The sequence below is a fragment of the Kitasatospora sp. NPDC001539 genome (assembly GCF_040298565.1).
Taxonomy (GTDB): domain Bacteria; phylum Actinomycetota; class Actinomycetes; order Streptomycetales; family Streptomycetaceae; genus Kitasatospora.
This window is the reverse complement of sequence record NZ_JBEPAK010000002.1, coordinates 39,808-65,415: the sequence shown is the minus strand read 5'-3', so window position 1 is coordinate 65,415 and position 25,608 is coordinate 39,808. Positions and strand designations below refer to the sequence as shown.

At 74.9% G+C, this 25,608-nt stretch carries 17 protein-coding genes and 1 pseudogene; 5 read left to right on the top strand and 13 right to left on the bottom strand.

Annotated features, from left to right (window positions below; all coding sequences use genetic code 11):
• The first annotated feature begins 176 nt into the window (after positions 1-176).
• Together ABT247_RS00930 and ABT247_RS00925 are read left to right on the top strand one after the other, a co-directional pair.
• Positions 177-1,484, top strand: coding sequence for an SWIM zinc finger family protein (locus tag ABT247_RS00930; RefSeq protein WP_350735830.1), 1,308 nt, complete (start codon positions 177-179; stop codon positions 1,482-1,484).
• Between the two features lie 14 nt (positions 1,485-1,498).
• On the top strand, positions 1,499-3,100 hold the full coding sequence (locus ABT247_RS00925; RefSeq protein WP_350735827.1) for a DUF5691 domain-containing protein: 1,602 nt from the start codon (positions 1,499-1,501) through the stop codon (positions 3,098-3,100).
• Positions 3,101-3,177: 77 nt separating this feature from the next.
• Here ABT247_RS00925 and icmB read toward each other — a convergent pair whose 3' ends face one another.
• Positions 3,178-3,585: a coenzyme B12-dependent isobutyryl CoA mutase small subunit gene (gene icmB / locus ABT247_RS00920; protein WP_350735824.1), complete on the bottom strand. Its 408-nt coding sequence runs from the start codon at positions 3,583-3,585 to the stop codon at positions 3,178-3,180.
• 339 nt (positions 3,586-3,924) lie between these two features.
• On the opposite strand from icmB, the gene ABT247_RS00915 reads away from it, so the two are divergent.
• Positions 3,925-4,713 carry a M23 family metallopeptidase gene (locus ABT247_RS00915; protein WP_350735821.1) on the top strand — a complete coding sequence of 263 codons (789 nt, stop codon included), beginning with the start codon at positions 3,925-3,927 and terminating at the stop codon, positions 4,711-4,713.
• A 10-nt stretch (positions 4,714-4,723) separates the two neighbouring features.
• Here the strand turns inward: ABT247_RS00915 and pcrA are convergent, their stop codons facing one another.
• From pcrA to ABT247_RS00900, 3 genes are all read right to left on the bottom strand, one after another.
• Positions 4,724-7,357, bottom strand: coding sequence for a DNA helicase PcrA (gene pcrA / locus ABT247_RS00910; RefSeq protein ID WP_350735819.1), 2,634 nt, complete (start codon positions 7,355-7,357; stop codon positions 4,724-4,726).
• A gap of 90 nt (positions 7,358-7,447) precedes the next feature.
• Positions 7,448-8,152: a LuxR C-terminal-related transcriptional regulator gene (locus ABT247_RS00905; protein WP_350735815.1), complete on the bottom strand. Its 705-nt coding sequence runs from the start codon at positions 8,150-8,152 to the stop codon at positions 7,448-7,450.
• A complete protein-coding gene (locus ABT247_RS00900) occupies positions 8,145-9,704 on the bottom strand; it encodes an ATP-binding protein (RefSeq protein WP_502892356.1) in 1,560 nt (519 codons plus the stop codon). Before ABT247_RS00900 ends, ABT247_RS00905 begins: the two co-directional genes overlap by 8 nt.
• Before the next feature lie 134 nt (positions 9,705-9,838).
• On the opposite strand from ABT247_RS00900, the gene ABT247_RS00895 reads away from it, so the two are divergent.
• Both ABT247_RS00895 and ABT247_RS00890 read left to right on the top strand, forming a co-directional pair.
• Positions 9,839-11,302 (top strand): PspC domain-containing protein, encoded by a 1,464-nt coding sequence (locus ABT247_RS00895; protein ID WP_350735812.1) that lies wholly within the window; start codon positions 9,839-9,841, stop codon positions 11,300-11,302.
• Positions 11,299-11,508, top strand: a complete 210-nt coding sequence (locus ABT247_RS00890; RefSeq protein ID WP_350735809.1) for a hypothetical protein — start codon at positions 11,299-11,301, stop codon at positions 11,506-11,508. The genes ABT247_RS00895 and ABT247_RS00890 overlap by 4 nt, the downstream gene beginning before the upstream one ends.
• A 7-nt stretch (positions 11,509-11,515) precedes the next feature.
• Here ABT247_RS00890 and ABT247_RS00885 read toward each other — a convergent pair whose 3' ends face one another.
• From ABT247_RS00885 to ABT247_RS00845, 9 genes and pseudogenes are all read right to left on the bottom strand, one after another.
• Entirely contained in the window at positions 11,516-11,800 is a 285-nt protein-coding gene (locus ABT247_RS00885; protein WP_350736011.1) for a QcrA and Rieske domain-containing protein, read from the bottom strand.
• 207 nt (positions 11,801-12,007) lie between these two features.
• Positions 12,008-12,544, bottom strand: a pseudogene (locus ABT247_RS00880) (DoxX family membrane protein); the annotation flags it as partial.
• Positions 12,545-12,763: 219 nt separating this feature from the next.
• Positions 12,764-14,359, bottom strand: a complete 1,596-nt coding sequence (guaA, locus tag ABT247_RS00875) for a glutamine-hydrolyzing GMP synthase (protein ID WP_350735806.1) — start codon at positions 14,357-14,359, stop codon at positions 12,764-12,766.
• Positions 14,360-15,346: 987 nt separating this feature from the next.
• Positions 15,347-16,747, bottom strand: coding sequence for an acyltransferase family protein (locus tag ABT247_RS00870; protein ID WP_350736008.1), 1,401 nt, complete (start codon positions 16,745-16,747; stop codon positions 15,347-15,349).
• A 96-nt stretch (positions 16,748-16,843) separates the two neighbouring features.
• Positions 16,844-18,592 (bottom strand): hypothetical protein, encoded by a 1,749-nt coding sequence (locus ABT247_RS00865; protein ID WP_350735803.1) that lies wholly within the window; start codon positions 18,590-18,592, stop codon positions 16,844-16,846.
• Between the two features lie 321 nt (positions 18,593-18,913).
• Complete coding sequence (locus tag ABT247_RS00860; RefSeq protein WP_350735800.1) at positions 18,914-20,716, bottom strand: GMC oxidoreductase; 1,803 nt, start codon at positions 20,714-20,716, stop codon at positions 18,914-18,916.
• 55 nt (positions 20,717-20,771) lie between these two features.
• Positions 20,772-22,415 (bottom strand): succinic semialdehyde dehydrogenase, encoded by a 1,644-nt coding sequence (locus tag ABT247_RS00855; RefSeq protein WP_350735797.1) that lies wholly within the window; start codon positions 22,413-22,415, stop codon positions 20,772-20,774.
• A gap of 99 nt (positions 22,416-22,514) precedes the next feature.
• Positions 22,515-24,263: a serine/threonine-protein kinase gene (locus ABT247_RS00850; RefSeq protein ID WP_350735795.1), complete on the bottom strand. Its 1,749-nt coding sequence runs from the start codon at positions 24,261-24,263 to the stop codon at positions 22,515-22,517.
• 162 nt (positions 24,264-24,425) lie between these two features.
• Positions 24,426-25,505: a protein kinase domain-containing protein gene (locus tag ABT247_RS00845; protein WP_350735792.1), complete on the bottom strand. Its 1,080-nt coding sequence runs from the start codon at positions 25,503-25,505 to the stop codon at positions 24,426-24,428.
• Positions 25,506-25,608 lie beyond the last annotated feature (103 nt).

Here is a 25,608-nt window from a genome sequence, read left to right as displayed (position 1 = left end):
CTGTGGGAACCACCCTGCAACGTGCCACTGACAACGCCCGGGCGGTGGCCGGCGGAGCGCGGAGGCGACGGCCGGCGGAGCGCGGAGGGGCGGCCGGCGGACGGCCGGTGGGGTGTCGGGCCGCGCACCGGACGGTCAGTCAGCCGCTGTCAGTGCCGCCGCCTACCGTCGGTCGCATGGAGGAACGCTGGAGCACCGAACACGTCCTGTCCCTGGCACCTGACGCCCCGTCGCGGAAGGCCGCGGGCAAGCTCTCGTCGCCCGCGCCGTGGTCCGGGACGGGCACCGACGGCGCCGCACTGTGGGGCGAGTGCCAGGGCAGCGGCCGGACGCCGTACCGCACGGTGGTCGAACTCGCCACGCCCGCCTACCAGTGCAGCTGCCCCAGCCGGAAGTTCCCGTGCAAGCACGCGCTCGGGCTCCTCCTGCTGTGGAGCAGCGCCGCCGAGGCCGTACCGGTCGGCGAGCCCGCCGGGTGGGCGGCCGAATGGCTCGCCGCCCGGCAGGAGCGCGCCGCGAAGCGCGCGGCGCCTCCGGCGGCCCCGGCGGACCCGGAGGCGGCGCGCCGCCGGGCCGAACGGCGCGGCGCCCGGGTCGCGGCCGGCGCGGCCGAGCTGCGGCTGCGCCTGGCCGACCGGGTCCGGCACGGCCTGGCCGACCAGTCCACCGCCGGGCCCTGGGAGGAGGTCGCCGCCCGGATGGTCGACGCCCAGGCCCCCGGACTCGCCACCCGCATACGCGAGTTGGACGACCTGCCGGAGGAACGGATGTTGGAGGAGTACGCCATGCTGCACCTGCTCGCGACCGCCGCCACCCGGGTCGACGAACTGCCGCCCGAGCTGGCCGCCACCGTCCGCGCCCGGGTCGGCTACACCCTGGACGCCGCCGAGGTGCTGGCCGGGCCCACCGTCCGGGACCGCTGGCAGGTGCTCGGCAGTCGGGACACGGCCGACGAGCGGCTCACCACCCGCCGGGTGTGGCTGCGCGGCGCCAAGACCGGCCGCCACGCCCTGGTGCTCGCCTTCGGCCGCCCCGGCCAGGCCCCCGACCTCGCCCTGCCCACCGGCCACCTGCTGGAGGCCGAGCTGGCCTACCACCCCGGCGCCCGCCCGCTGCGCGCCGCACTCGGCACCCGCTACGGCGCCCCCGAACCCGGCCCGGCCGCCGCACCGGCCGGGCTCACCGTCGCCGAGGCGGTGGCCGGGTACGGCACCGCGGTGGCCGACGACCCGTGGCTGGACGGCTGGCCGACCGTCCTCGCCGGAGTCGTCCCGGTCCGCACCCCGGACGGCTGGTGCCTGACCGACGGCCACCACACCGTCGCGGTCCGCACCTCGGCCGTCCCGGAGGCGGCGCTGTGGCGGCTGGCCGCGGTCTCCACCGGCCGCCCGCTGACCGTCTTCGGCGAGTACGGCCACCAGGGCTTCGCCCCGGTCACGGCCTGGCCCGCCGACCACCGCCCGGTCGGCCTCACCAACCCGTAGGAGGACGACGCAACATGACGACCATCCAGGACCCGTGGGAGACCTTGCGGACCAGCGCCCTGCTCGGCACCGACCGCCGGCCCGTCCCGGCCACCGCCCTGCCGTTCGCGGAGGCCGTGGACCCGGACGACCCGGCCACCGCGCTGCTGGAGCTGGCCGCGCTGGCCACCGTCCGCCGCCGGGCCGGGGCACTGCCCGTACCGGCCGTCGAACCGCCCGGCCCGCCCGCGCCCCCGGACACCCGCCCCGAACTGCCCGAGGCCGCCGCCCACCGGCTGGCCGTGCTGCTCGCCGGACGCTCCGGCAGCGGCGGCACCCTGGCCAACCTGCTGCCGCAATGGCTCACCGCCGCCCGCGCCCAGGGACTCCGGCCGCCCGCCGCGCTGATACCCGGTCTGCTCGACGCCGCCCGCGCACGCAGTGAACTGCGCCCCGACGCCGTCGCGTTGGCCGGTCCGCTGGGCCGCTGGCTGGCCGAGCAGAACCCCGACTGGCGGTTCGTGCTGCGCACCGCCCCGCCCGAGCCGACCCGGCAGCCGGAGGGGGCCGGCGACCACCGGATCTGGCACGAGGGCCTGTTCGCCGAGCGGGTCACCCACCTCACCCTGCTGCGCCGCAGCGACCCGGCCGCCGGGCTGGAGCTGCTGCGGAGCACCTGGTCCACCGAGCGCGCCGAGGACCGGGTGCTCTTCCTGGACGCCCTGCAGGACGGGCTCTCCCCCGCCGACGAACCGTTCCTGGAGGCCGCGCTCTCCGACCGCAGCAAGAACGTCCGGACCACCGCCGCCGAGCTGCTCTCCACCCTGCCCGGGTCCGCGCTCGCGCAGCGGATGGCCGAGCGGGCGCTGGCCGCCGTCCGCCTGGCGGAGGGCGGCACCCATCTGGTGGTCACCCCGCCCGCCGAGTGCGACGAGCGGATGCAGCGCGACGGGATCGCGCCGACCTCGCCCACCGGGCGCGGCGAACGGGCCTGGTGGTTCGGCGAGGTGGTGGCCGCCGCCCCGCTCGCGACCTGGGCGCGGAGCACCGGCCTGAGGCCCGAGCAGTTGCTCGCGCTGCGGGTCGGCGACAGCGTGGACGAGACCAGCAGCAGCTGGGCCGACGACCTGCGCGAGGCCTGGGCCCGCGCCGCCGTCCGCCAGCAGGACGCCGAGTGGGCCCGCGCCCTGCTCGGGCCCGCGCCCGCACCGCCGGCGTCCCGCGGCACCGGGCGGGCCAGGGCCCAGCGGGTCACCGGGGCGCCGGCCAAGCTGCTGGCCGTCCTCCCGCCGGAGGAGCGGGCCGCCTGGACGGCCGCCTTCATCGAGGTGCACGGCCTGGGCGAGGCCTTCCAACTGCTCGGCGCCTGCGCCACCCCGTGGACACCGCCGCTGTCCCTCGCGGTGGTGACGGCGCTGGCCCGCGCCGCCGCCTCCGGCGCGTACCCGTGGAGCCACAGCGGGGTGCTCGGGATGACGGAGCGCGCGCTCGCCCCCGAGACGGCCGACGCGGTGGAGGAGCTGGCCGCCGGGGCCGCGCCCGACACCGCCTGGTCGGAGACCTTCGCCCAACTGGCCTGGACGCTGCGCTTCCGGGCGGCGATGCTGGGCGAGCTGACGGCCCGACCGGCGCGGTGAACGGCCGAGCGGGCCGGTCCGCACAGGTGACCGGCCCGCTCGCCGCGCCCGAGCTCAGCCGCCCGCCGCGCGGGACGTCAGCCGACGGCGCGCAGGTTGGCCTCGACCCAGGCCACCACGTCCCGGGTGGGCGTGCCCGGGGTGAAGATGTCGGCGACGCCCATCGCCTTGAGCTCGGCGATGTCCTCGTCCGGGATGATGCCGCCGCAGAAGACCTTGATGTCCTCCGCGTCGCGCTCCTTCAGCAGTTCCAGCACCCGCGCGCACAGCGTCATGTGGGCGCCGGAGAGGATCGACAGCCCGATGCCGTCCGCGTCCTCCTGGATCGCGGTGTCGACCACCTGCTCGGGCGTCTGGTGCAGCCCGGTGTAGATGACCTCCATGCCGGCGTCGCGCAGGGCGCGTGCGATGACCTTGGCGCCACGGTCGTGACCGTCCAGCCCCGGCTTGGCGACCACCACACGGATCGGCCCCGACACACTCATCACTGCCTCCTGGACCTCGTCGTCCACTTTCCGACCGGACCTCGTGGGCCCACGGGCGCGGTTGACGCGGTTAACGCTCGATAACCAACCAACCTGAGGGGAGATTAGCGCCACCCGGCCCGGTTGGCCGCGCCGCCTCCCAAGAGGAGGGCAAAGTCACAGCTTCAGGACTTGCTACCCGCGGGTAGAGCGGTCTCGGGCGCGCCGCGGCCCCGGGTGCCCCGGGCGACCCCTTGACAACCGGAGGTTTTTCCGGGGCGTCGGCCTTGGGACTACAGTCACGGCTGTTCACCCCGCGCCCGACGACGTGCCCGAGGCCCACCGAGGAGGCAGCCCCTGATGGCTCCCGAAGCAGCCGCCCGCCCGACCCGTGCGGAGCTGCGCCTCGCCGCCCGCGAGCAGTCCCGCGCCCAGCGCCGCGGCGCCGCCAAGGCGGCCACCCGGGCCGCACTGTTCCGGGTCGCGGTCCCCTCGGTCGCCGCGCTCGGGGTCGCCGGGGCCGCGGCCGTCACGGTGGTGCAGGAGCAGGCCGACCGGGTGCCCCCGCAGGCGGCGGCAGCCGACGCCCCGGACGCCGCGGCCGCCCGGCAGACGGCCCGGCAGGCCGTGGACGCCACCGACCAGACCCAGGCCTCGCGCGGCGACGCCCGTCAACCGCTGGCCGGCACCCAGCCGGTCGACGCCCCGGCGGCCGGCGCCCCGACGGCCCAGCCGACCCCGGAACCGGCCAAGCCCAAGGTGGTCATGCCCGTCGCCCAGCACGGCCTCGGCGAGTTGTTCGGCGCGGCCGGCACCCACTGGGCCCGGCGGCACACCGGCATCGACTTCCCGGTGGACGGCGGCTCCGAGGTCTACGCCGTCACCGACGGCACCATCCGCACCCAGTGGAACCCGTTCTACGGCTACATGTCGATCCTGAAGACGAGCGACGGCACCGAGGCCTGGTACTGCCACCTGCGCGCCTACAAGGTGCGCAAGGGCCCGGTGAAGCAGGGCGACGTGATCGCCTTTGTCGGCAGCAGCGGCAACAGCACCGGACCGCACCTGCACTTCGAGGTGCGGCCGCAGGGCGGCGGGCCGGTCGACCCGCTGCCCTGGTTCCTCGCGAACGGGCTCGACCCCCGCTAGGACATACCCGCTAGAGCTTCTCCACCGGGGCGTAGCGCAGCAGCAGCTGCTTGCGCCCCTCCGAGCCGAAGTCGACCGTGGCCTGCGCCCGGTCACCGACGCCGGTGACGCCCACCACCGTGCCCAGGCCGAAGGTGTCGTGGGTGACCCTGTCCCCGACCGCGAGCGAGACGACCTCGCGCTCGACGACCTTGCCGCCGCGCCGCGCCGACTGGCCCCAGCCCGCCTTCGGCGAGGCGGCCGCCGAGGAGGTCCCGGCGGAGCGCGACCCGCCCGAGGAGGACTTGCCCCAGGACGAGCCCGAGGAGAAGCCGCGGCCGGCCGGCGCCTGCGCGGCGCCCGTCCGCTTCCACTCGACCAGCGTGTCCGGGATCTCCTCCAGGAACCGCGAGGCCGGGTTGTAGGCCGGCTGCCCCCACGCGCTGCGCAGCACCGAGCGGGTCAGGTAGAGCCGCTCCCGCGCCCGGGTGAGCCCCACGTAGGCGAGCCGGCGTTCCTCCTCCAGCTCCTTGACCTGGTTGAGCGCCCGCATGTGCGGGAAGATCCCGTCCTCCATGCCGGTCAGGAAGACGACGGGGAACTCGAGGCCCTTGGCGGTGTGCAGGGTCATCATCGTGATGACGCCCTGCCCCTCCTCGTCCTCGTCGGGGATCTGGTCCGAGTCGGCGACCAGCGCGACCCGCTCCAGGAAGTCGGCCAGCGAGCCGACCGGCGGCGCGCCCTCCTCCCCGGCGTCCGGTCGCTCGCCCGGGTCCTGCTCGTACTCCAGGGCGACGGAGGCGAGTTCCTGCAGGTTCTCCACCCGGGTCTCGTCCTGGGGGTCGGTGGAGGCCTGGAGCTCGGCCAGGTAGCCGGTCTCCTCCAGGACGGCCTCCAGCACCGCCGCCGGGCCCGCGCCCGACTCGACGACCTGGCGCAGCCCGGCCATCAGGGTGTTGAACTTCTTGACCGCGTTGGCCGACCGCGCGGCCATCCCGTACGCCTCGTCCACCCGGACCAGCGCCTGGGCGAAGGAGATCCGCTCCCGCGCGGCCAGCGCGTCGATCATCGCCTCGGCCCGCTCGCCGATGCCGCGCTTGGGCACGTTGAGGATCCGGCGCAGCGGCACGGTGTCCTCCGGGTTGGAGAGCACCCGCAGGTACGCCAGGACGTCCCGGACCTCCTTGCGCTCGTAGAAGCGCACCCCGCCGACCACCTTGTACGGCAGGCCGACCCGGATGAACACCTCCTCGAACACCCGGGACTGGGCGTTGGTGCGGTAGAAGATCGCGACGTCGCCGGGCTTGGCCTCGCCCTTGTCGGTGAGCCGGTCGATCTCGTCGGCGATGAACTGGGCCTCGCCGTGCTCGTCGTCGGCGACGTAGCCGATCACCTTCTCGCCGTGGTCCCCGGCCGTCCAGAGCTTCTTCTCGCGCCGGTTGGCGTTGCGCTCGATGACGGCGTTGGCGGCGCTCAGGATGGTCTGGGTGGAGCGGTAGTTCTGCTCCAGCAGGATCGTGGTCGCGTTCGGGTAGTCCTCCTCGAACTGGAGGATGTTGCGGATGGTCGCGCCGCGGAAGGCGTAGATCGACTGGTCCGCGTCACCGACCACGCACAGCTCGGCCGGGGGCACCTCGGCGAGCCGGCCGGCGGCGGGGTTCACGAGGTCGCCGTCGGCGGTGCGCTTGGGCGCGGCCGCGACGGACCCTCCGCTCAGCTCCCGCACCAGCATGTACTGGGCGTGGTTGGTGTCCTGGTACTCGTCGACCAGGATGTGCCGGAACCGGCGGCGGTAGTGCTCGGCGACGTCGGGGAAGGCCTGCAGCAGGTTCACCGTCGTCATGATGATGTCGTCGAAGTCCAGCGCGTTCGCCTCGCGCAGCCGCCGCTGGTACAGCGCGTACGCCTCGGCGAGCTTCTTCTCCATCGGGTTGGCGGCCTGGTCGGCGAAGGTCTCCTCGTCGATCAGCTCGTTCTTCAGGTTGCTGATCTTCGCCATGAAGGACTTCGGCGGGAACTGCTTCGGGTCCAGGTCGAGGTCGCGGCAGACCAGCGACATCAGCCGCTGCGAGTCGGCCGAGTCGTAGATCGAGAAGCTGGAGGTGAAGCCCAGCTGCTTGGACTCGCGGCGCAGGATCCGCACGCAGGCGCTGTGGAAGGTGGACACCCACATCGCCCGGGCGCGCGGGCCGACCAGCGCCTCGACGCGCTCGCGCATCTCGCCGGCCGCCTTGTTGGTGAAGGTGATCGCCAGGATCTCCCCCGGCTGCACCCCGCGCGCGCCCAGCAGGTACGCGATCCGGTGGGTCAGCACCCGGGTCTTGCCGGAGCCGGCGCCGGCCACGATCAGCAGCGGCGAGCCCGCGTGCAGCACCGCCTCGCGCTGCGGGTCGTTCATCCCCTCGAGCAGCTGCGCCGGGTCCACCACCGTCCGGGCGGCTCCGTTGCGGTACCAGGCGTCCCGCTCGGCCTCGGCGGCGCCGCCCGGCTCCTTGAAGGCGGTGGACCGGAACAGCCCCTCCGGGATGGCCTCCTCGTACGCGTCGTACGGCGCGTCGTCCTCGTACGGCGGGGGCTCCTCGTCGAGCGGGGCGGCGGGCTGCTTCGACCCGGCGGCGGGTGCCTCGAAACCGGGGAGCGGGAGGTCGTCAAAGAGGCTACTCATGGCACTGACGAGTCTATGGCCACCCACGGACAAGCCCGCCCGGTCCGTGGAAAACGGCCGGACGGGCTCGCCCCGGTGCCCGCGGCGGGCTCAGACCAGGCGCCGCGCGGTGGCCCAGCGGGTGAGCTCGTGGCGGTTGCTGAGCTGGAGCTTGCGCAGGACGGCGGAGACGTGGCTCTCGACGGTCTTCACCGAGATGAAGAGCTGCTTGGCGATCTCCTTGTAGGCGTAGCCGCGGGCGATCAGCCGCAGCACCTCGCGCTCGCGCTGGGTGAGGCGGTCGAGGTCCTCGTCCACCGGCGGGGTGTCGGTGGCGGCGAAGGCGTCCAGGACGAAGCCGGCCAGCCGGGGCGAGAAGACGGCGTCGCCGTCGGCGATCCGGAAGATCGCGTCGACCAGGTCGGTGCCGGTGATCGTCTTGGTGACGTAGCCGCGCGCCCCGCCCCGGATGACGCCGATGACGTCCTCGGCCGCGTCCGAGACGGACAGCGCCAGGAACTTCACCCCGCCCTGCTCGCCCATCAGTCCGGCCGAGCGGCGCAGCACCTCGACGCCGCCGCCGCCGGGCAGGTGCACGTCGAGCAGCACCACGTCCGGCCTGGTCTCGGCGACCACCCGGACCGCCGAGTCGACGTCGTCGGCCTCGCCGACCACGTCGATGCCGGTCGCCTCGGTACGGCCGATCTCGGCCCTGACCCCCGTCCGGAACATCCGGTGGTCGTCCACCAGGACGACCCTGGCCGTGCGCCCCCCGCCTTCGGTCGGGGGGACCCCGGCCGGCGCTGCCTCAGTCATTCGTTCTCTCCATCTCCAGCTCGACCTCGGTGCCGCCGCCCGCCGCCGGCCGCACCCGGGCGGTGCCGCCGTTGCGCTTCATCCGGCCGATGATCGACTCCCGTACGCCCATCCGGTCCTCGGGCACCGTGTCGGGGTCGAAGCCGGGGCCGTGGTCGCGCACGAACACCGACACCGTCCTCCCCTCCACCTCGGCGTAGACCTGGACCGGTCCCCCGCCACCGTACTTGGCCGCGTTGACGGTCGCCTCCCTCGCGGCCTGCATCTGTGCCGCGATCCGCTCGTCCATCGGGCAGTCGCCGACGATGACCAGCTCGACCGGGACGCCGTGCCGGTCCTCGACCTCGGCGACGGCGGCGCGCAGGGTCTCCGCCATGGTGTCCGGCGCGGCCTCGGCGGCGGCCTCCGGCCGGTACAGCCACAGCCGCAGCTCGCGCTCCTGGGAGCGGGCCAGCCGCAGCACCTCCTTGGGGTCCTCGGCCCGACGCTGGATCAGGGTCAGGGTGTGCAGCACCGAGTCGTGGATGTGCGCGGCGATCTCGGCCCGCTCCTGGGCGCGGATGCGGGCGGTGCGCTCGGCACCGAGGTCCTGCCACAGCCGCAGGCCGTACGGGCCGAGCAGGACCAGCACCCCGGCGAGCACCGCGAGCGAGGCCTCGATCACCGAGCCGAGCGTGGAGCCGCTGCCCTGCATGGCCAGCAGCGCGATGGTGCCGGCCATCGCGAGCAGCACGCCGGCGCCGACGCGGGTGTAGGCGCCGCGGCGCTTCTCGCCCTCCTCGATGCCGAACCAGCGCTGCCAGCGCGAGTCGTCGGCCTGCCGCCAGACCAGCGCGACGCCGACCCCGATCGCCAGCAGCGGCCAGGTGTAGGGCTTGGCGGTCTGCCAGCCGAGCACGTTCAGCAGGGCGATCAGCCCGATCACGACCATGACCAGGGCGGCGAGTTGGCCGAGGCCGCCCTGCCCGCTCCGCGCGGCGGGCCGCAGGGCGGCGGCTCCGGCGCCCGCGGCGGTCACGGTGGTCCCCGCGGTCTCGGTGGTGCCGGCCGTCCCGGTGGTGCCTGCGGTCCCGGGCGCCGCACCGGCCTCGCCGCCGGCGGCGGGGGGAGCCACCGGCTCGCCCTGGAGGGCGTGCTGGAGCAGTTCGCGCAGTCGGCCGACCCAGCCGCGGCCGGGCTTGGACAGCCGGGTGCCCGGCCGGAGCCAGGGCGAGGTCGGGATGTAGACGCCGTTGACGTTCACCCAGTGGGTGCCACCGCGCTGCGAGGGCTCGCCGATGCCGATCGGCACCACGAACCAGAACGCGGCGTACAGCAGCGCGCCGATGCCCTGCGCGAAGAACAGCAGGACGAAGGCGAGCCGGACCCAGCGCACCGGCAGCCCGAGGTGCACCGCCAGACCGTGCGCGACGCCGCCCAGCATCCGCCCCTGCGGGCTGCGGTAGAGCCTGCGGTACGGCGGCCGCCCGCCGTCGGGCACGGTCGGGTCACCGCCGGCCGGCGCAGCGGCGTCGGGGGCGAGGGATCGGGGGTCGGTACCGGGTGCTGCCACGCCACCGATGGTTCCACGCGCGGACGGCCGGGCGCATCAGGGTGTGCCCCTGGCCGGTATCAGGGACAAGTCAGGGTACGGGCAGGGCCGGGCCCGGTTGGGCCGGACCGGCCCCTGCCGGAAGGATGGAGCCCATGACCGAGGACCACCGCATCCAGGAGGCCGGGCCCGCCGCCCCGCCGGAACCGGAACGCCCGCCGCTGACCCGGACCGAGCACCACCGGGTGGTGGCCGGCGTCTGCGGCGGCCTCGGGCGGCACCTGGACATCGACCCGGTGGTCTTCCGGGTGGTCACCGTGGTGCTCTGCCTCTCCGGCGGCCTCGGACTGTTCCTGTACGGCCTGGCCTGGCTGATCGTCCCCACCGAGGGCGCCGCCGACGGCAAGGGCCGGGGGGCGCGGACCGAGCTCCAGCGGGTGCTGACCGGCCGGGTCGACGGCCAGTCCGTGGGGGCGGTGCTGCTGACCGTGATCGGCACCGGGGTGTTCTTCTCCTCGATGGGCGACGGCGACCAGCTGTTCCCGCTGCTGCTCCTCGGCGGCCTGGTCTTCCTGGCGGTGCGCTACGACCCGGACCGCCGCCGCGGCCGGATCCGCGGGCGCCGGCGCGGCGGACCGTACGACCGCCACTCCCCCGGGGCCGAGGAGCACACCTGGCCGGGCCCCGGACAGGACGACGCGGCCCGCGCCCGGCACACCGCCGACCAGGCCGCCGGCACCGTCCCCGCCGACTCCCCCGTCCCCGGCCCGAGCGGCTACCTGTGGGATCCGCGCCACCCCGAGCGCAACCCGTACGGCGCCACCGCCCCGGCCTCCTCGGCCGCGCCCGCCTGGGGGACACCCCGGCCGGAGGCCGGAGGGGGCACGAAGCTGCCGCCGCCGGGCAGCCCGGCCCAGGCCTGGTGGCAGCGCGCCGACCTGCCGGAGGGCGATCCGCTGCGCAAGGGCCGCCCGGACGGCCGCCGCGAGCCGGCCGCCGTCCGGCACCCCAAGGAGCACTCGGCGCTCGGCTTCTTCGGCCTCCTGCTGGCGATCGGCGCGGCGACCGCGGTCTGGTCCGCCTCGGTCGGCCACACCGACGTCACCAGGCTGAGCACCGTCGTCCTGGCCACCGGGCTGCTGGTGATCGGCCTGACGCTGCTGCTGGCGGCGAAGTTCGGCAAGGCCCGCAAGCTCGCGGTGCTGGGCCTGCTGGTCACCCTGGCGCTGGCCTTCGTCGGCCGTACCCCGCACGCCGTGCAGGACGCCATCGGCGACCGCTCGTGGACGGTCGCCTCGGCGGCCGACCTGAAGGACCGCTACAACCTGGGCGCCGGCGACATCCGGCTGGACCTGGCCGGGCTCGACCCCGCCGGGGGCTCCCTGGCCACCCGGGTCGACCTCGGCGCCGGCCAGCTGACCGTCACCCTGCCGCCGGACGTCACGGTGAACCTGGTGGCCCGGGTCGGCGTCGGCAGCATCAACGTCCCCGGCGACCACAACAGCGGGACCGGGCGGCACACCTACCTGCTCAGCCCCCCGGTCGGCCACGCCTCCAAGGGCACGCTCGACCTCCAACTCGGCATCGGCATCGGCGACATCAAGGTGGTCCAGCAGTGAGGAAGCACCGGCTCGACCTGTTCTCGCTGATCGCGGGCGCCCTGTTCACCGCGATCGCCGTGCTCTACCTGGTGGCGGCGCTCGACGACCGGACGGTGAACGGGCGGATCGTCGTCCCGGTCGCCTTCATCGTGCTGGGCGTCGGCGGCCTGGCCGGCGCCGTGGCCGCGGTGGCCCGGCGCAACCGGCCCGACCGCGACGGCTGAGCCGTGCTCAGCTCTGCAGCGGGCCCAGGGTCAGCTTGTCGCCGTCCTTGCGGACGGCGTACCTGGGCAGCGGTTTGACCGCCGGCCCGTTGACCACCGCGCCGGTCGCGGCGTCGAACCGGGAGCCGTGGCACGGGCAGTACAGCTGTCCGTTCTTCGGTGCGTCCACCGCGCAGCCGGAGTGGGTGCAGACCGAGGAGAAGGCGCAGTACTGGCCGGCCTTGGGCTGCACGATGTAGACGGCGTCCCCGGTGGCCGGGTCCTTGACCTGCGCCGAGCCGCCGACGGGCACGCTCGCCGCGGCCACCGAGGGGGCCGGCGCCGTCGTGGCGGGGGTCGGGGCCGCGGACTGCTTGGGGGCGGCCTGGTCCTTCCGGCCGAAGGTCCGGGTGAGCGAGCCGGCCAGCAGGCCGGCGCCGCCGATCGCGACCGCCGCGATCCCGCCGTCCACCAGCGCCCGGCGCCTGACGTGGTCCTCGGCCAGCCCGCGCGAGCGGTCCCGCCGGGCCCGGCGGGCCAGGTAGCCGTCCACCGACAGGTACGGCGTGCCGGCCAGCAGCAGCGGCGTCCAGGCCATCAGGTAGGCGAGGTCGTTGCCGAGGTAGTACGGCGAGACGCCCCAGCTGACGGTGAGCCAGAGGCTCAGGTTGATCAGCGCGCCGCCGAGCGCCGCGACCCGCCCCCAGAGGCCGAGCAGGGTGCCGAGGCCGACCGCCAGCTCGCCGAAGGCGATCGCGAGGGCGGACAGGGTGGGCGCGTCGAGGGCCGGGCCGAGCAGGAAGGAGATCGGGCTGCCGCCGGCCCGGGCCGCCCGGGTCTGGGAGACGAAGGAGGCCGGATCGCCCGCGCCGGCCAGGAAGTGGGCGTCGGAGAGCTTGTCCAGGGCCGCGTAGACGAAGGTGACGCCGAGGAAGAGCCGCAGCGGCAGCAGCGCGTACGTGGACGCGAACGCCCGTCGCTCGGCCGCCCGGTCGGCCCGGTCGGCCCGGCCGGACGCGTCCCCGTCGGTCACCACGGAGTTGCTGGCCTCCGACATCCCTCACACCTTCCTTCACGGCCTGCCACTCCCTGACAGGTCCGGTCCGCATTCTGCCCGCTCCTGCTCGCTTTCGGTGGGAGGTCCCACCCCGGGGGCGGGAGGTCCCCACCCGGGAGCAGGAGCTCCCGCCCCGGAGGAACGAACGGCCGCGCCGCCGCTCCCCTGTACGGGAACGACGGCGCGGCCGTTCAGCACCGGCTCAGCGGTGCGGAGTTCTCACTCCCACTCGATGGTGCCCGGCGGCTTGCTGGTGACGTCGACGACGACTCGGTTCACGTCGCGGACCTCGTTGGTGATCCGGGTGGAGATCCGGGCCAGCACGTCGTAGGGCAGGCGCGACCAGTCGGCGGTCATCGCGTCCTCGGACGAGACCGGGCGCAGCACGATCGGGTGGCCGTAGGTGCGGCCGTCGCCCTGCACGCCCACGCTGCGGACGTCGGCGAGCAGCACGACCGGGCACTGCCAGATCTCGCGGTCCAGACCGGCCGCGGTCAGCTCCTCGCGGGCGATCGCGTCGGCCTCGCGGAGCAGGTCCAGACGCTCCTTGGTGACCTCGCCGACGATCCGGATGCCCAGACCCGGGCCCGGGAACGGCTGGCGCTGGACGATCTCCTCCGGCAGGCCCAGCTCCTGGCCGACCATCCGGACCTCGTCCTTGAACAGCTTGCGCAGCGGCTCGACCAGCTGGAACTGGAGGTCCTCGGGCAGGCCGCCGACGTTGTGGTGGGACTTGATGTTGGCGGTGCCGGTGCCGCCGCCGGACTCCACCACGTCCGGGTACAGGGTGCCCTGGACCAGGAAGTCGACCGACTCGCCGTGCTCGCCGGCCTCGGCGACGATCTCGGCCTGGGCCTGCTCGAAGACCCGGATGAACTCCCGGCCGATGATCTTGCGCTTCTCCTCGGGGTCGGTGACCCCCTTCAGCGCGCCCAGGAAGCGCTCGGAGGCGTCGACGACCTTCAGCTGGACGCCGGTGGCGGCCACGAAGTCCTTCTCGACCTGCTCGGTCTCGCCCTTGCGCATCAGGCCGTGGTCGACGTAGACGCAGGTCAGCCGGTCGCCGATGGCCTTGTTGACCAGGGCCGCGGCGACCGCGGAGTCCACGCCGCCGGACAGGCCGCAGATCGCGCGCTTGTCGCCGACCTGCTCGCGGATCAGGGCGATCTGCTCCTCGACCACGCTGCCGGTGGTCCAGGTCGGGGCGATGCCGGCGCCGCGGTAGAGGAAGTGCTCGAGGACCTGCTGGCCGTGGTCGGAGTGCAGCACCTCGGGGTGGTACTGGACGCCGTACAGGCGGGCCTCGTCGTTCTCGAAGGCCGCGACCGGGACCACGTCGGTGGAGGCGGTGACGGTGAAGCCCTCCGGCGCGGCGGAGCAGGCGTCACCGTGCGACATCCACACCGAGTGCTGCGCGGGAACGCCCTCGAACAGGGTGGAGCCGCTGCGGGAGACGGTCAGCGGGGTGCGGCCGTACTCGCGGGCACCGGTGTTGTCGACGGTGCCGCCGAGGATCACGGCCATCAGCTGGAAGCCGTAGCACATGCCGAAGACCGGGACACCGGCCTCGAAGATCGCGCGGTCGATCTGCGGCGCGCCCTCTTCGTAGACCGACGACGGGCCGCCGGAGAGGATGATCGCCTTGGGGTTCTTGGCGAGCATCTCGGCGACCGGCATGCTGCTCGGCACGATCTCGCTGTAGACCCGCGCCTCACGCACCCGACGGGCGATGAGCTGGGCGTACTGGGCACCGAAGTCGACCACCAGCACGGGGTCGTTGTCCGGCGCGGACTGGACGGGAATTGCAGAGGACACAGACGGCCTTCCGGCAGCGGTATCGAGGTGTCGCGCTGAACCGCGCCCCGGCAGGGGCTGCGGCGGCGGACGGGTGTGGGGTGTCTGGACTCCGATTCTACCGGGCTGTCCGGTTTCACTCGTCTGCCCGTCCAAAGGACCGTGACCGGTCGGGCCCCCGGTTCGTTGCTTCTGACGACCGCACGGCCGCGCCGCGTCCGCCAGACGCGCCGCTCCGCCCCCGCCGGGGGCACCAGCCGTACGGGCTGCACGACCACGCGTGGAGCTTCACCCCAGTCCACCGGCGCACGAGGCGCCGCCGCCCCGGCCCGGCCGGGGAGCGCGGTTCCGTGGGACCGTGCGCGGGTGCCGCGGCCGGCCAGCAGGGGACAGCGACCCCGGCCGCGACTGGGCCGACAGGTGGGGCGGCCGGCCCCCGGGGACGCCCGGGGGCCGGCCGTCGCACCGATGGTTCACTCCGGGCACACCCCGGGCGCACCACCCCTCACCCCTCGCGCGCCGCTACGCGCGTCCCCGTGCGCCGCAACCGCTTCGACCACTACTCACCGTGATCATTCGGAGCGGAGTCCGCCGTAAATGGGCCGTACCGAAGTGTGCCGAACCGGTTGCAGAGCACGCCCTCCGTCCAGCACGATGCTCCGTGTGAACGGTTCTCCCGGCGGCCGGCAGGCACATCGCGGAGACCGGGACCACCGTCCCCGCCGTGGCCCCGCACCGGGGCGACAGCGGCCCTCACTTCACGCTCCGTGAGCGCGGGCCCGGCGCACGCCAGGCGCCGACCCGCCGCCGCACGGACGTGCGCGCCCCGCCGCGCCGGCCACCCATGCCGGAGCACACGGACGCGACCCCGGACCAACCGACACGACGGCGCTCCTCCCCCGGCGCCGTCACTCCAGCACCGGCGCCGCCCTGACGCCAGTGCTGAGCGACAAAGGGCCCCGTTCCCCCGCGGGGCCCTTTGCCCTTTCCGCCACCGGCGCCGGACGGTCAGCGGGTCAGGACCGGCTCCTGCTGCTCCCGCTCGGGCCCCTCGCCCTCCGCCCGGGCCGCGGGCACCGCGGCGGCCACGGTCGCGGCCAGGGCCACGGCTTCGGCCCGGCGCGCGTCGAACGCGTTCAGCCGCTTGATCACCTTGCGGCCGAGCTTCTGCATCGGCATCTCGACCAGCGTGTAGAGCAGCTGGCTGGCCACCAGGACGCAGGCCAGGTAGCCGAGCACCCAGACGACCTTCTGGGAGGCGGGGCTGGCCACCGTCGGGTGGGTCAGGAGCGGGCCGTCCACCGCGTACAGCACCGGGACGTGCACCAGGTACATCGAGAAACTGATGGCACCGAGCCAGGTCAGCGGCCGCGGGAACCGGCGCTTGCGGAACAGCATGGCGACGCCGAAGGTGGCCCAGGCCAGCACGTAGGAGTTGCACCAGGCCATCCAGCCCGAGGTCCAGGTCGCCTCGGCGTTGGCGCCCCGGTTGTACAGCCACCCCACGAGGGCGCCGGCGGCGACGACGAACCCGCAGACGAGCCACCCCTGGAGCCGGTCGATCTGGCCGTTCTCCGCCCGGTAGACCACGGTGCCGGCGAACATCGTCGCGAAGACCATGAAGGTCTCGAAGCCGATCGCCCGGCCGTTCTGGAAGGCCAGCACCACGCCGACGACGCCGAGTAGCAGCGCACCGGTGCGGACCAGCTCGGTCCGGCCGGTCATGATGAAGACGAGGGCCGAGCCCACCAGCAGGGCGACCGCCATCACCAGGTGGGTGGTCGCCGCCGGGCCGGTGGACAGCCCGTGCTGGGTGAGGGTGACCCCCAGCAGCAGGGCGCCGGCGGCGAGCCCGACCGCGATCCCGCTGGTCCGGCGGTGCCAGCCGCGCACGAACAGGGCGGTGACCATGAAGTAGAAGACCATCTCGAAGGAGAGGGTCCACATCACCCGCAGCGAGTTCGGCTGGCCGAGCATGTCCTGGAGCATCATGGCGTTCGCCGTCAGCACGGTCGGCACGTGCGGCACGTTGAGGAGCAGCACGGGCATGTGCTCGTCCGGCAGCGTCAGCAGGCAGATCACGATCGTCACGATCAGCGCCGGGTGGATGCGGAAGATCCGGCCGAGCCAGAACGCCCGGACGTCGCCACGCCGCTCCAGCGAGGCCGGGATGATGTAGCCGCTCACCAGGAAGAACGTCATCACGCCGTAGAGGCCGAAGTCGAAGTGGACCCAGACCTCGTTGCCCCAGGGCACCAGCCGCCAGATGTCGAAGTGCTGGAGGACGACCGCGAACGCGGCGATCCCGCGCACGGCGTCGAGCCAGCCGAGCCTGGACTGGGCGGCGCCGGCAGCGGCGCCACGGGAGCGACGGGCCGCGAGCGGGGTGAGGAGTTGTCGGATTCGCATCACTCGCGGGACATTAACGGATCAGGCGATTCGTTGGACATCCCGGACCGGGCGGTGGGGCCGGGTCCGCGGCCCCGCCCACCCGGCCCGGTGGCGTCACGGCTGCTTGCGCCAGACGCTCGGGTCGACCGGCTCCTCGGCCGGCGGGGGCGCGGCGGCGGGGGTCGGCGGCGCCTCGTGCGAGCCGATCACCTCGCTCACCGCGGTCCCGGGGACACCCGGCACCACGTCCTGCGGAGCGGCCGGCGGCGCCGGCGGCGTGACGGGCGGCAGCGCGGGCGGCAGGGCAGGGCCCTGGGACGGGACGGGGCCCTGCGGCGGGACGGCCGGCGGCGGGGCGCCGTACGCCGGACCCGCGGGGTACGGCGCCTGCGGCGGCACGGCGCCGTAGGGCCCGTACGGCGCGGTGCCGGAGGCGGGCTCGACGACCGGGCCCCGGGCCCCGAGGGCCGACAACAGCGCGGGCACCACCAGCGCGCCGACCACCGCCCAGACCGCGGCGGCGACCAGCACGCTCGGGAACGACAGGGCCACGGCGGTCTCCTGCGAGGTGGTCCGGCTGCCCGAACCGCCCCAGCCCTGGACCGCCGGCGTCGCGTACGACATCGACGTGGTCATCAGTGCGCCGGACACCGCCGAGAGCAGGGTGAGCACCCCGGCGTACACGGCCGCCAGCCGCAGCCGGTCGGCGGTGTCCAGCCGCCGCCGGTAGGCCGCCCAGCCGAGGAAGCCCGCCGAGGCCAGCGCCAGCAGGCCGGTCCAGCGCCAGTCGGCGCTCTGGTCGTGCAGGTCGAAGAAGGAGAACTCGCTGCTGTCGCCGCCCCGGCCGGGCCAGTCCGACACCTCCCCGCCGAGGTCGCTGCGGCTGCGGAAGGTCGCGCCCGAGCCGATGCCCAGCAGGACCAGGCCGAGGTTCGGCAGGAAGGCCAGCGAGCCCGCCGTCACCGAGCCGTTGCCGCTGTTGACCGCGACCAGCACGAAGCCCGTCACCGAGGCCACGGCGACGGTCAGCGCCAGCGCCCGGCCCGCGGTCAGCGCGGCCACCGCCCAGCCGCGCACGGCCCGGCTCCGCCAGGCGGCCCAGCGCAACGCGTCGGTGCCGTACACGGCGAAGGCCAGCAGCCCGCCCAGCACGGCGGCCCAGCCGACCGCCCACAGCCAGCCGGAGTCCGCGGTGAAGGTCGACTTGCCCAGGCTGGTGGCGCCGGTGCCGTAGTAGTCGGAGTCGAGCCCGCGGCCGCCGGGCTGCCAGCTGGTGCTGCCGAGCAGCCCGAGCAGCAGCGCGGCGACGCCGAGGACCGCGGCGGTGCGCAGGGCCTCGCCGGCCGCCTGGGCGCGGGTCAGCTGGGAGCCGTCGGCCCTGCGCCGGCGCAGCCCGGCCCGCAGACCGAGCCAGAGCGCCAGGCACCACAGGACGGTGACGGTCAGCGGCACCGTCCAGAGGGTGATGGCCATGCCCTCCGAGCGGCTCCTGGAGAGCGGGTTCTGGTAACCGAGCCGGAACGGCGCGCCGAGCGCGTTCAGGGCCAGGGACAGCGCCCCGCAGAAGCGCTCGCCGAAGTCGGGCGCGGGGAAGGCGCCGTCATAGGTGTAGCCGCTGGGGACGGCCACGATCAGCGCCGTCAGCAGCAGGACCAGCGTCGGGGCGACGGCCGCCAGGAAGGCCGGGCGCCAGCCCGGTCCGACGAGCAGCCGCTTGGGCTCCTCGTACGGGACGCCGGCACCCCAGCGGCCCACCGGGGGCGGGCCGCCGGCCGGCGGGTACCCGGCGCCCGGGGCGGGCTGCGGGTGGTCGCCGGGCGGCGGGCCGGGGTGCGGCCCGTACCCGGGCGCCGACGGTGGCACCGCGGCCGGGGCCTGGGGCGGAGGCGGCGGTACCGCGGCCGGGGCCTGGGGCGGAGGCGGGGCCTGGGGCGACGGCGGGGCCGGGGGCGGAGGCGGGGGTGCCGACGGTCGGCCGCACGAGCCGCAGGCGGGCGCCCCCTCCGCCGAAGTCGCGCCACACGATGCGCAGTTGGCCATGGACCGTGTTCCCCCCGCTCGACGAGTCCCTGGTCCCCCAGGGAGCCCGTTTATCCCATCGGACCCGAACGGCTGTCAACCGTGTTGGCCCGTGGGCGGGTTGGCCACGAACCGACGGGCTCCGGGGCCGGCCCGCCGTCACGATCAGCGCTTCTTCGGCACCTCCGGGACGGGCAGCAGCGGCAGCCGCAGCGCGCCGAACGCGCCCTCGGGTACGGCCGGCCGCACCGGCGCGACGGCGGGGACGGGCCGGTACGCCTCGCCGGGGGCGGGGCGCGGGTCCTCCTCGCCCTTGTTCGGCCACATCGACATGGCGCGCTCGGCCTGCGCGGTGATGGTGAGCGAGGGGTTGACACCGAGGTTGGCGGAAACGGCCGCGCCGTCCACCACGCTGATCCCGGGGTGCCCGTACAGCCGGTGGTACGGGTCGACCACGCCGGTCTCGGGCGCGTCGCCGATCGGGCAGCCGCCGAGGAAGTGGGCGGTCATCGGGATGTCGAAGATCTCGCCGACGGTGCTGCCCGGGAAGCCGTTGATCTCGTCCGCCAGCGCCTGGGCGCCCTTCTCGGCGGCCGGGATCCAGGTGGGGTTGGGGGTGCCGTGGCCCTGGGTCGAGGTGAGCCGGGGCTTGCCGATCGGGCCCTTCTTGAGCGAGACGGTGATCGAGTTGTCCAGCGACTGCATCACCAGGCCGATGATCGTCTTCTCGGACCAGCCGCGCTGGTTCATCGAACGGGCGAAGGTCACCGGGTGGAGCACCGAGTTGCCCAGGTAGCGCAGCCAGCGCGGGACCTTCCCGCCGCCCTTGACCTGCGCGATGGACAGCGCACCCATCGCGTTGGAGCCCTTGCCGTAGCGGACCGGCTCGATGTGGGTGTTGGCGTCGGGGTGGATCGAGGAGGTGATCGCGACGCCCTTGGTGAAGTCCGCCTTGGCGCCGTAGCGCCGGTCGGTGGTCTGCGCGCCCACCAGGGCCTCGGAGTTGGTGCGGGTCAGCTCGCCGAGCCGGGCGGAGATGCGGGGCAGGTGGCCGGCGTCGCGCATCCGGTGCAGCAGCGACTGGGTGCCGTAGGTGCCGGCCGCGACGACGACCCGGGCGGCGGTGATCGTCCGCGCGCCCGCCTTCACGCGGTCCGTCCTGGAGCGGGAGTCGGTACGGCGCACGTCCACGGCGTAGCCGGCGTTCCCGCGGCTGTCGGCCTGCTCGCGGATCCGGGCCACCGTGGTGAGCGGGTGGATCTCGGCACCCAGTCGCTCGGCCAGGTACAGGTAGTTCTCGGTGAGCATGTTCTTGGCACCGTGCCGGCAGCCGGTCATGCACTCGCCGCACTCCACGCAGGCCTTGCGGGCCGGGCCGGCGCCGCCGAAGTACGGGTCGGCGACCTCCTCCCCGGGCGCCGCCTTGGCGGCGCCCCCGGCGTCCTCGCCATCACCGAAGAACACGCCGACCGGTGCCATGTGGAAGGTGTCGCCGACGCCCATCCGCTCGGCGGCCGCCTTGAGGTGCACGTCCGAGGGGGTGACGGTCGGGTTGAGCCGGACCCCGAGCATCCGCTGCGCCTGGTCGTAGAACGGCGCCAACTCCTGCTGCCAGTCCGTGATGTGGCGCCACTGCCGGTCCTCGAAGAACGCCTTCGGCGGGACGTACAGGGTGTTGGCGTAGTTCAGCGAGCCGCCGCCGACCCCGGCGCCGGCCAGGATCAGCACGTTGGCCAGCAGGTGGATCCGCTGGATGCCGTACAGCCCGAGCTGCGGCGCCCACAGGTAGTTCGGCAGGTCCCAGGAGTTCCGCGGCAGTTCGTCCCGCTCGAAGCGCCGCCCGGCCTCCAGGACGGCGACCCGGTAGCCCTTCTCGGACAACCTCAGCGCCGCGACCGAACCGCCGAAGCCGGACCCGACCACGACCACGTCGTAGTCGAACTCCGCCGCACCGCCGGACTCCACCATCTGCCACTGCTCCTTCGGGGGTCGAACCTGCCTGGGGGGATGAGCCCGTGGGGCGTCACTTGAGCCGCAGGGCCTTGAGCACCCGCAGCCCGCCGGTCATCACGGCGGCGAACTGCCGGTCGTCCAGGCCGAACGCGGGCGCCAGCGGCATCACCCGCTGGGTCGAGACGGTCTGCGCCTCGGTGAAGCGCAGGATCCCCTCCGCGCCGTGGCGCCGGCCGAGCCCGGAGTCGCCCATGCCGCCCATCGGGGAGGCGACCGAGCCGTACGCGGCCGCGTAGGCCTCGTTGACGTTGACCGTGCCGGTGCGCAGCCGCGCCGCGACCGCCCGGCCGCGCCGCTGGTCCCTGGTCCAGACGCTGGAGTTCAGGCCGTACGGCGTGGAGTTGGCGGCGGTGACCGCCTCCTCCTCGGTGTCGAAGCGGTAGACGGAGACGACCGGGCCGAAGGTCTCCTCGGCGCAGACCGCCATCTCCGGGGTCACCCCGTCGAGGATGGTCGGCTCGTAGAAGTACGGGCCGAGGTCGGGCCTGGCCCGCCCGCCGGCCAGCACGGTGGCGCCGGCCTTGACCGCCTCCTCCACGTGCCGGGTGGTGGTGTCCAGCTGGCGGGCGGAGACCAGCGAGCCCATGTCGGCGCCGTACGCGAGGCCGCCGCCGAGGCGCAGCGCCCGGGTGCGGGCGGTGAAGCGCTCCAGGAAGTCGTCGGCCACCGAGCGGTGCACCAGCAGCCGCTCGATCGAGATGCACAGCTGCCCGGCCGAGGAGAAGCAGGCCCGTACGGCGCCCGCGGCGGCCGCGTCGAGGTCGGCGTCGGCGAGCACCAGCATGGCGTTCTTGCCGCCGAGTTCGAGCGAGGCGCCGACCAGCCGGGCGGCGGCCCGCTGGGCGACCTCGCGGCCGGTGCGGGTCGAGCCGGTGAAGGAGACGTAGTCGGCGTGCTCCACCACGGCGGGGCCGATCACCGGGCCGTCGCCGATCACCACCTGCCACAGGTCGGCGGGCAGCCCGGCCTCGATCAGCAGCTCACGGGCCCACAGGCCGGTCAGCGCGGTCTGGGTGTCGGGCTTGTTGACCACGGCGTTGCCGGCCGCGAAGGCGGGCAGCAGGTCGCCGACGCACAGTTCCAGCGGGTAGTTCCACGGCGAGATGTGGCCGACCACGCCCTTGGGGCGGCGGGCCTCGACGGTGTGGGTGAGCACCGGCAGCGCCCCGCCGCGGCGGCGGTCCCGGAGGTACCCCTGCGCGCCGCGCCCGTAGTGCCGGGCGGCCATGGCGACGGCGAGCACCTCCTCGAAGGCGTGCAGCCGGGCCTTGCCGGTCTCGGCCTGGATCAGGTCCAGCACCTCGTCCTGCCGCTTGAGCAGCAGGTCGTGGAAGCGCAGCAGGACGGCGGCGCGGCGGCGCACCGGCAGCGCGGCCCAGGCGGGCTGGGCGCGCCGGGCCAGCTGGAAGGCGACCTCGACGTCGGCCGGGGTGGACTGCGGCAGGCCGGCCAGCCGCTCACCGGTCAGCGGGGCGACGGTCTCCACCACGCTGGGCTCGCCGGTCGCGGTGACCCCGGCGGCCAGCCGGGCCACCAGGGACGGCGGGACGGCGGCGGAGACGGTGCGTCCGCCGCCGGGAGCTGCCGGGTTGCCGCTCGCGGGCCCGGCGCCGGGGTGTTCGGTGGCCGCTGCATCTGCTGTGAGGTCCGACATACGGCGCAGCCTAGGCCTTCGGGGGCCGGTGCGGTACCCGTCGGTAACAAGAATCTGCCGCAGTCGGGCGATACCGGGCGCGGCGGCCCGCAGGCGGGTTCAGCGGGTCGGCGTGAAGTGGTTGAGCACCGTGGTGAAGCGCTGCTCGGCCTCGTTCCACTCGTTGCCCTTGTCCGGGCTGGACGAGTAGATCGCGTACGCGGTGCCGTCCTCGTCGATGAACTCGGCCTCGATCGCGCGGCGCCGGCCGCCGCCCTGGGCCAGGTAGCTGAACTCCCAGACGGCCGCCTCGTGGCCGTTCACGGCGGCGCTCGCCAGCCGGTGCTGCTTGTAGTCCTTGAGCGACTTGGAGACGGTCGCCTCCATCTGCCTCATGTGGTCCAGCGGCTTGATCGACTGGCCGACGGTGACCGCGAACTGCAGGTAGTGCACCTTGCCGTCGGGGCTGTAGAAGATCTGGTTGTTGTCCGTCCCGGTGATCCGCTGCCAGGCCGGAGTACCGGTCGGCAGCGGGAAGCGGAAGCCCGCCGGGTCGTCGACCCAGTGGTAGCCGCCGGGTGCGGAGGCCTCGGAGTCGGCGGTGCTGCTCGGCTCCGGCTCGGTGGTCTCGGCCGGGCCGGTCGGGGTGGTGTCGGCGTCCGGGGCGTCGACCACGTGCCGGGTGGCGAAGAAGGTCGCCAGGGCCGCCAGCAGCCCGACCGCCACCGCGACGGCGACCAGCTTCATCCGGCCGCGACGCTTGGCCGGACCGCGCGCGGGCGCGACGGTGTGCGCGACGGGCGTACCGACAGCGGCGTGCGCCTGCGGCGTGGTGGATGCGCTCTCGGCGACGGCCGGGACGGCGGGGGTGTCGGCGGTCCCGGCCCGGACCGGGCGCGGTTCGGTGGGCTCCTCCGACCCCTCCACCGGCGGCTCCGCGGCGCCCTCCGTCACCTCGCTGCGGTCCACCACGGGCACCGACTGGGTCGGCATGCGGACCGGCGCGACCGACTTCAGGCCCATGGTGTGCCCGGCCTGCACCTCGGCCAGCATCCGGGCCGCCTCGTCCGCGCTCGGCCGCTCGGCCGGGTCCTTGGCCATCAGCGCGGCCAGCACCGGCCCGAGCGGCCCGGCCCGGCGCGACTCCGGCAGCGGCTCGTCCACCACCGCGGCGAGCGTGGTGATCGGCGAGTCCCGGCGGAACGGCGACTGCCCCTCGACCGCCGCGTACAGCGTCGCCCCCAGGCCCCAGAGGTCGGAGGCCGGCCCGGGCCGCTGGCCCTGGGCGCGTTCGGGCGCCAGGTAGTCCGGCGAGCCGACCAGGTCCCCCGGCCGGGTCAGCTCGGTGGAGCCCTCGTACTTCGCGATGCCGAAGTCCAGCAGCACCACCCGCCCGGTGCCGCGCTCCAGCAGCACGTTGGCCGGCTTGACGTCCCGGTGCAGCACGCCGAGCTGGTGGCCGCGGTGCAGCGCGGCCAGCACCTGGCTGCCGACCTCGGCGGCGGCGCGCGGCGGGAGGGTGCCGTCCTGGCTGATCACGTCGGCCAGGGAACGGCCGTCGACCAGCTCCATCACGATCCACGGCCGGCCGTCCTGCTCCAGCACGTCGTGCACGGTGATCACACCGGGGTGCTTGATCCGGGCGGCCGCGCTGGCCTCGCGCTTCATCCGCGCGTGCAGGATCTGCAGGTCCTCCTCGGGCAGGTGGTTGACGGTCAGCTCCTTGACCGCGACCTCGCGGTCCAGCATCCGGTCCCAGGCCCGCCAGACCGTCCCCATCCCGCCGCGGCCGAGCCGCTCGCCGAGCTCGTACCGCCCGGCCAACAGCCGCTCCGCCTCAGCCGCCTCCGGCCGGTCCTGCACGCCCATCGGCGACCGCTCCCCCTCTCGATTCCACTCGCCGTCACCGCGACGGATCGCATGGTGCAGACCACTGTTCGAACAAATCCCACGCACACATTAGGCGTACCTCGCGCACCCCGGTAATCACGCCCACCCCCCGGACCGGCGGGCGGGTGCGCGCCGGGGCCGTCAGCCTGCGAACAGCACCACGGCGGTCATTCCCAGCACCAGCAGCAGGAACACGCCCCCGACCAGCAGCGGCCCCAGCAGCGCGGGGGGTATCCGCGGCGTCCTGGCGCCGGGCTCCACCCGGGGCCCCGGCCGGCCGGCCCGGACGCGCCGGCGCCGCAGCGGCACCAGCGGCGCCTCGGGCTTCAGCTCCACCGCCCGCGCCACCCGCTCGCCGTCGACCGGCTCCGGCGCACCCGCGAGCAGCACCGCCAGCTCCCCCCGCACCCCCTCCGCGGTCGGCCGCAGCGCCGGGTCCGGCTGCAGCAGCCGCTCGGCCAGCGGGGCCAGCGGCCCGCAGGCCACCGAGGGCTCGCGCCGCCCGTCCCGCACGGCCGTCACCAGCTCCGGCACCCCGCCCTCCGGGTACGGCGCACGGCCGGTGACCATCCGCTGCACCAGCACCCCGAGCGCCCAGCAGTCCCCCGCCGGACCGCCGTCCAGCGGCCAGCGCTCGGCCACCGGGCCGACCAGGGTGGCCCGGACCTCGTACCGGCGGCGGCCCCCCGGCCCGCCGAGGTCCTCGGCCAGCGCCTCCTGGGCCACCCCGGCCAGCAGCCCGCCGAGCATCGCCGCGCCGTCCTCGCAGACCAGCACCGACTCGGCGGTCAGATTGCCGTGGGAGAGCCCGGCCTCGTGCAGCGCCCGCAGGGCACCGGCCACGTCCGCCGCCAGCTCGGCCGCCCGGTAGGGCGGCACCGGACCGGCGGCCAGCAGCTCGGCCAACGTCTGCCCGGCCGGACGCTCCTCCACCGTCCACAGCAGCTCGCCCTCGACGAAGGCCCCGACCCCGCGCAGCAGCCGCGGGTGCCAGGACGGCGCGGCCGAACCGACCGCCGCCACCCGCCGCACCAGCCGGTCCCCCTGCCCGGTCGCTTCCGCCTCCGGGTCCTGATTGGCGGTCAGCAGCACGGGCAGCTCCACGGCGCGCAGCAGCACCGACTCGCCGGTCCGCTCGTCCACCGCGAAGGCGCGCAGCAGTTCCGGACGGTCCGTCAGCCGGTACCGCCCCGCCAGCAACTGCCCAGGGCCGCCTCGCATGCCAGTTCCTCTCGCTCACGAGCAGCCTACTGAGCGGCTCCTCGGGCTCGGCCCCACGTCCCGGACCGGACCGGACAGATCCGACCCGCACCGCCTGCCGCGG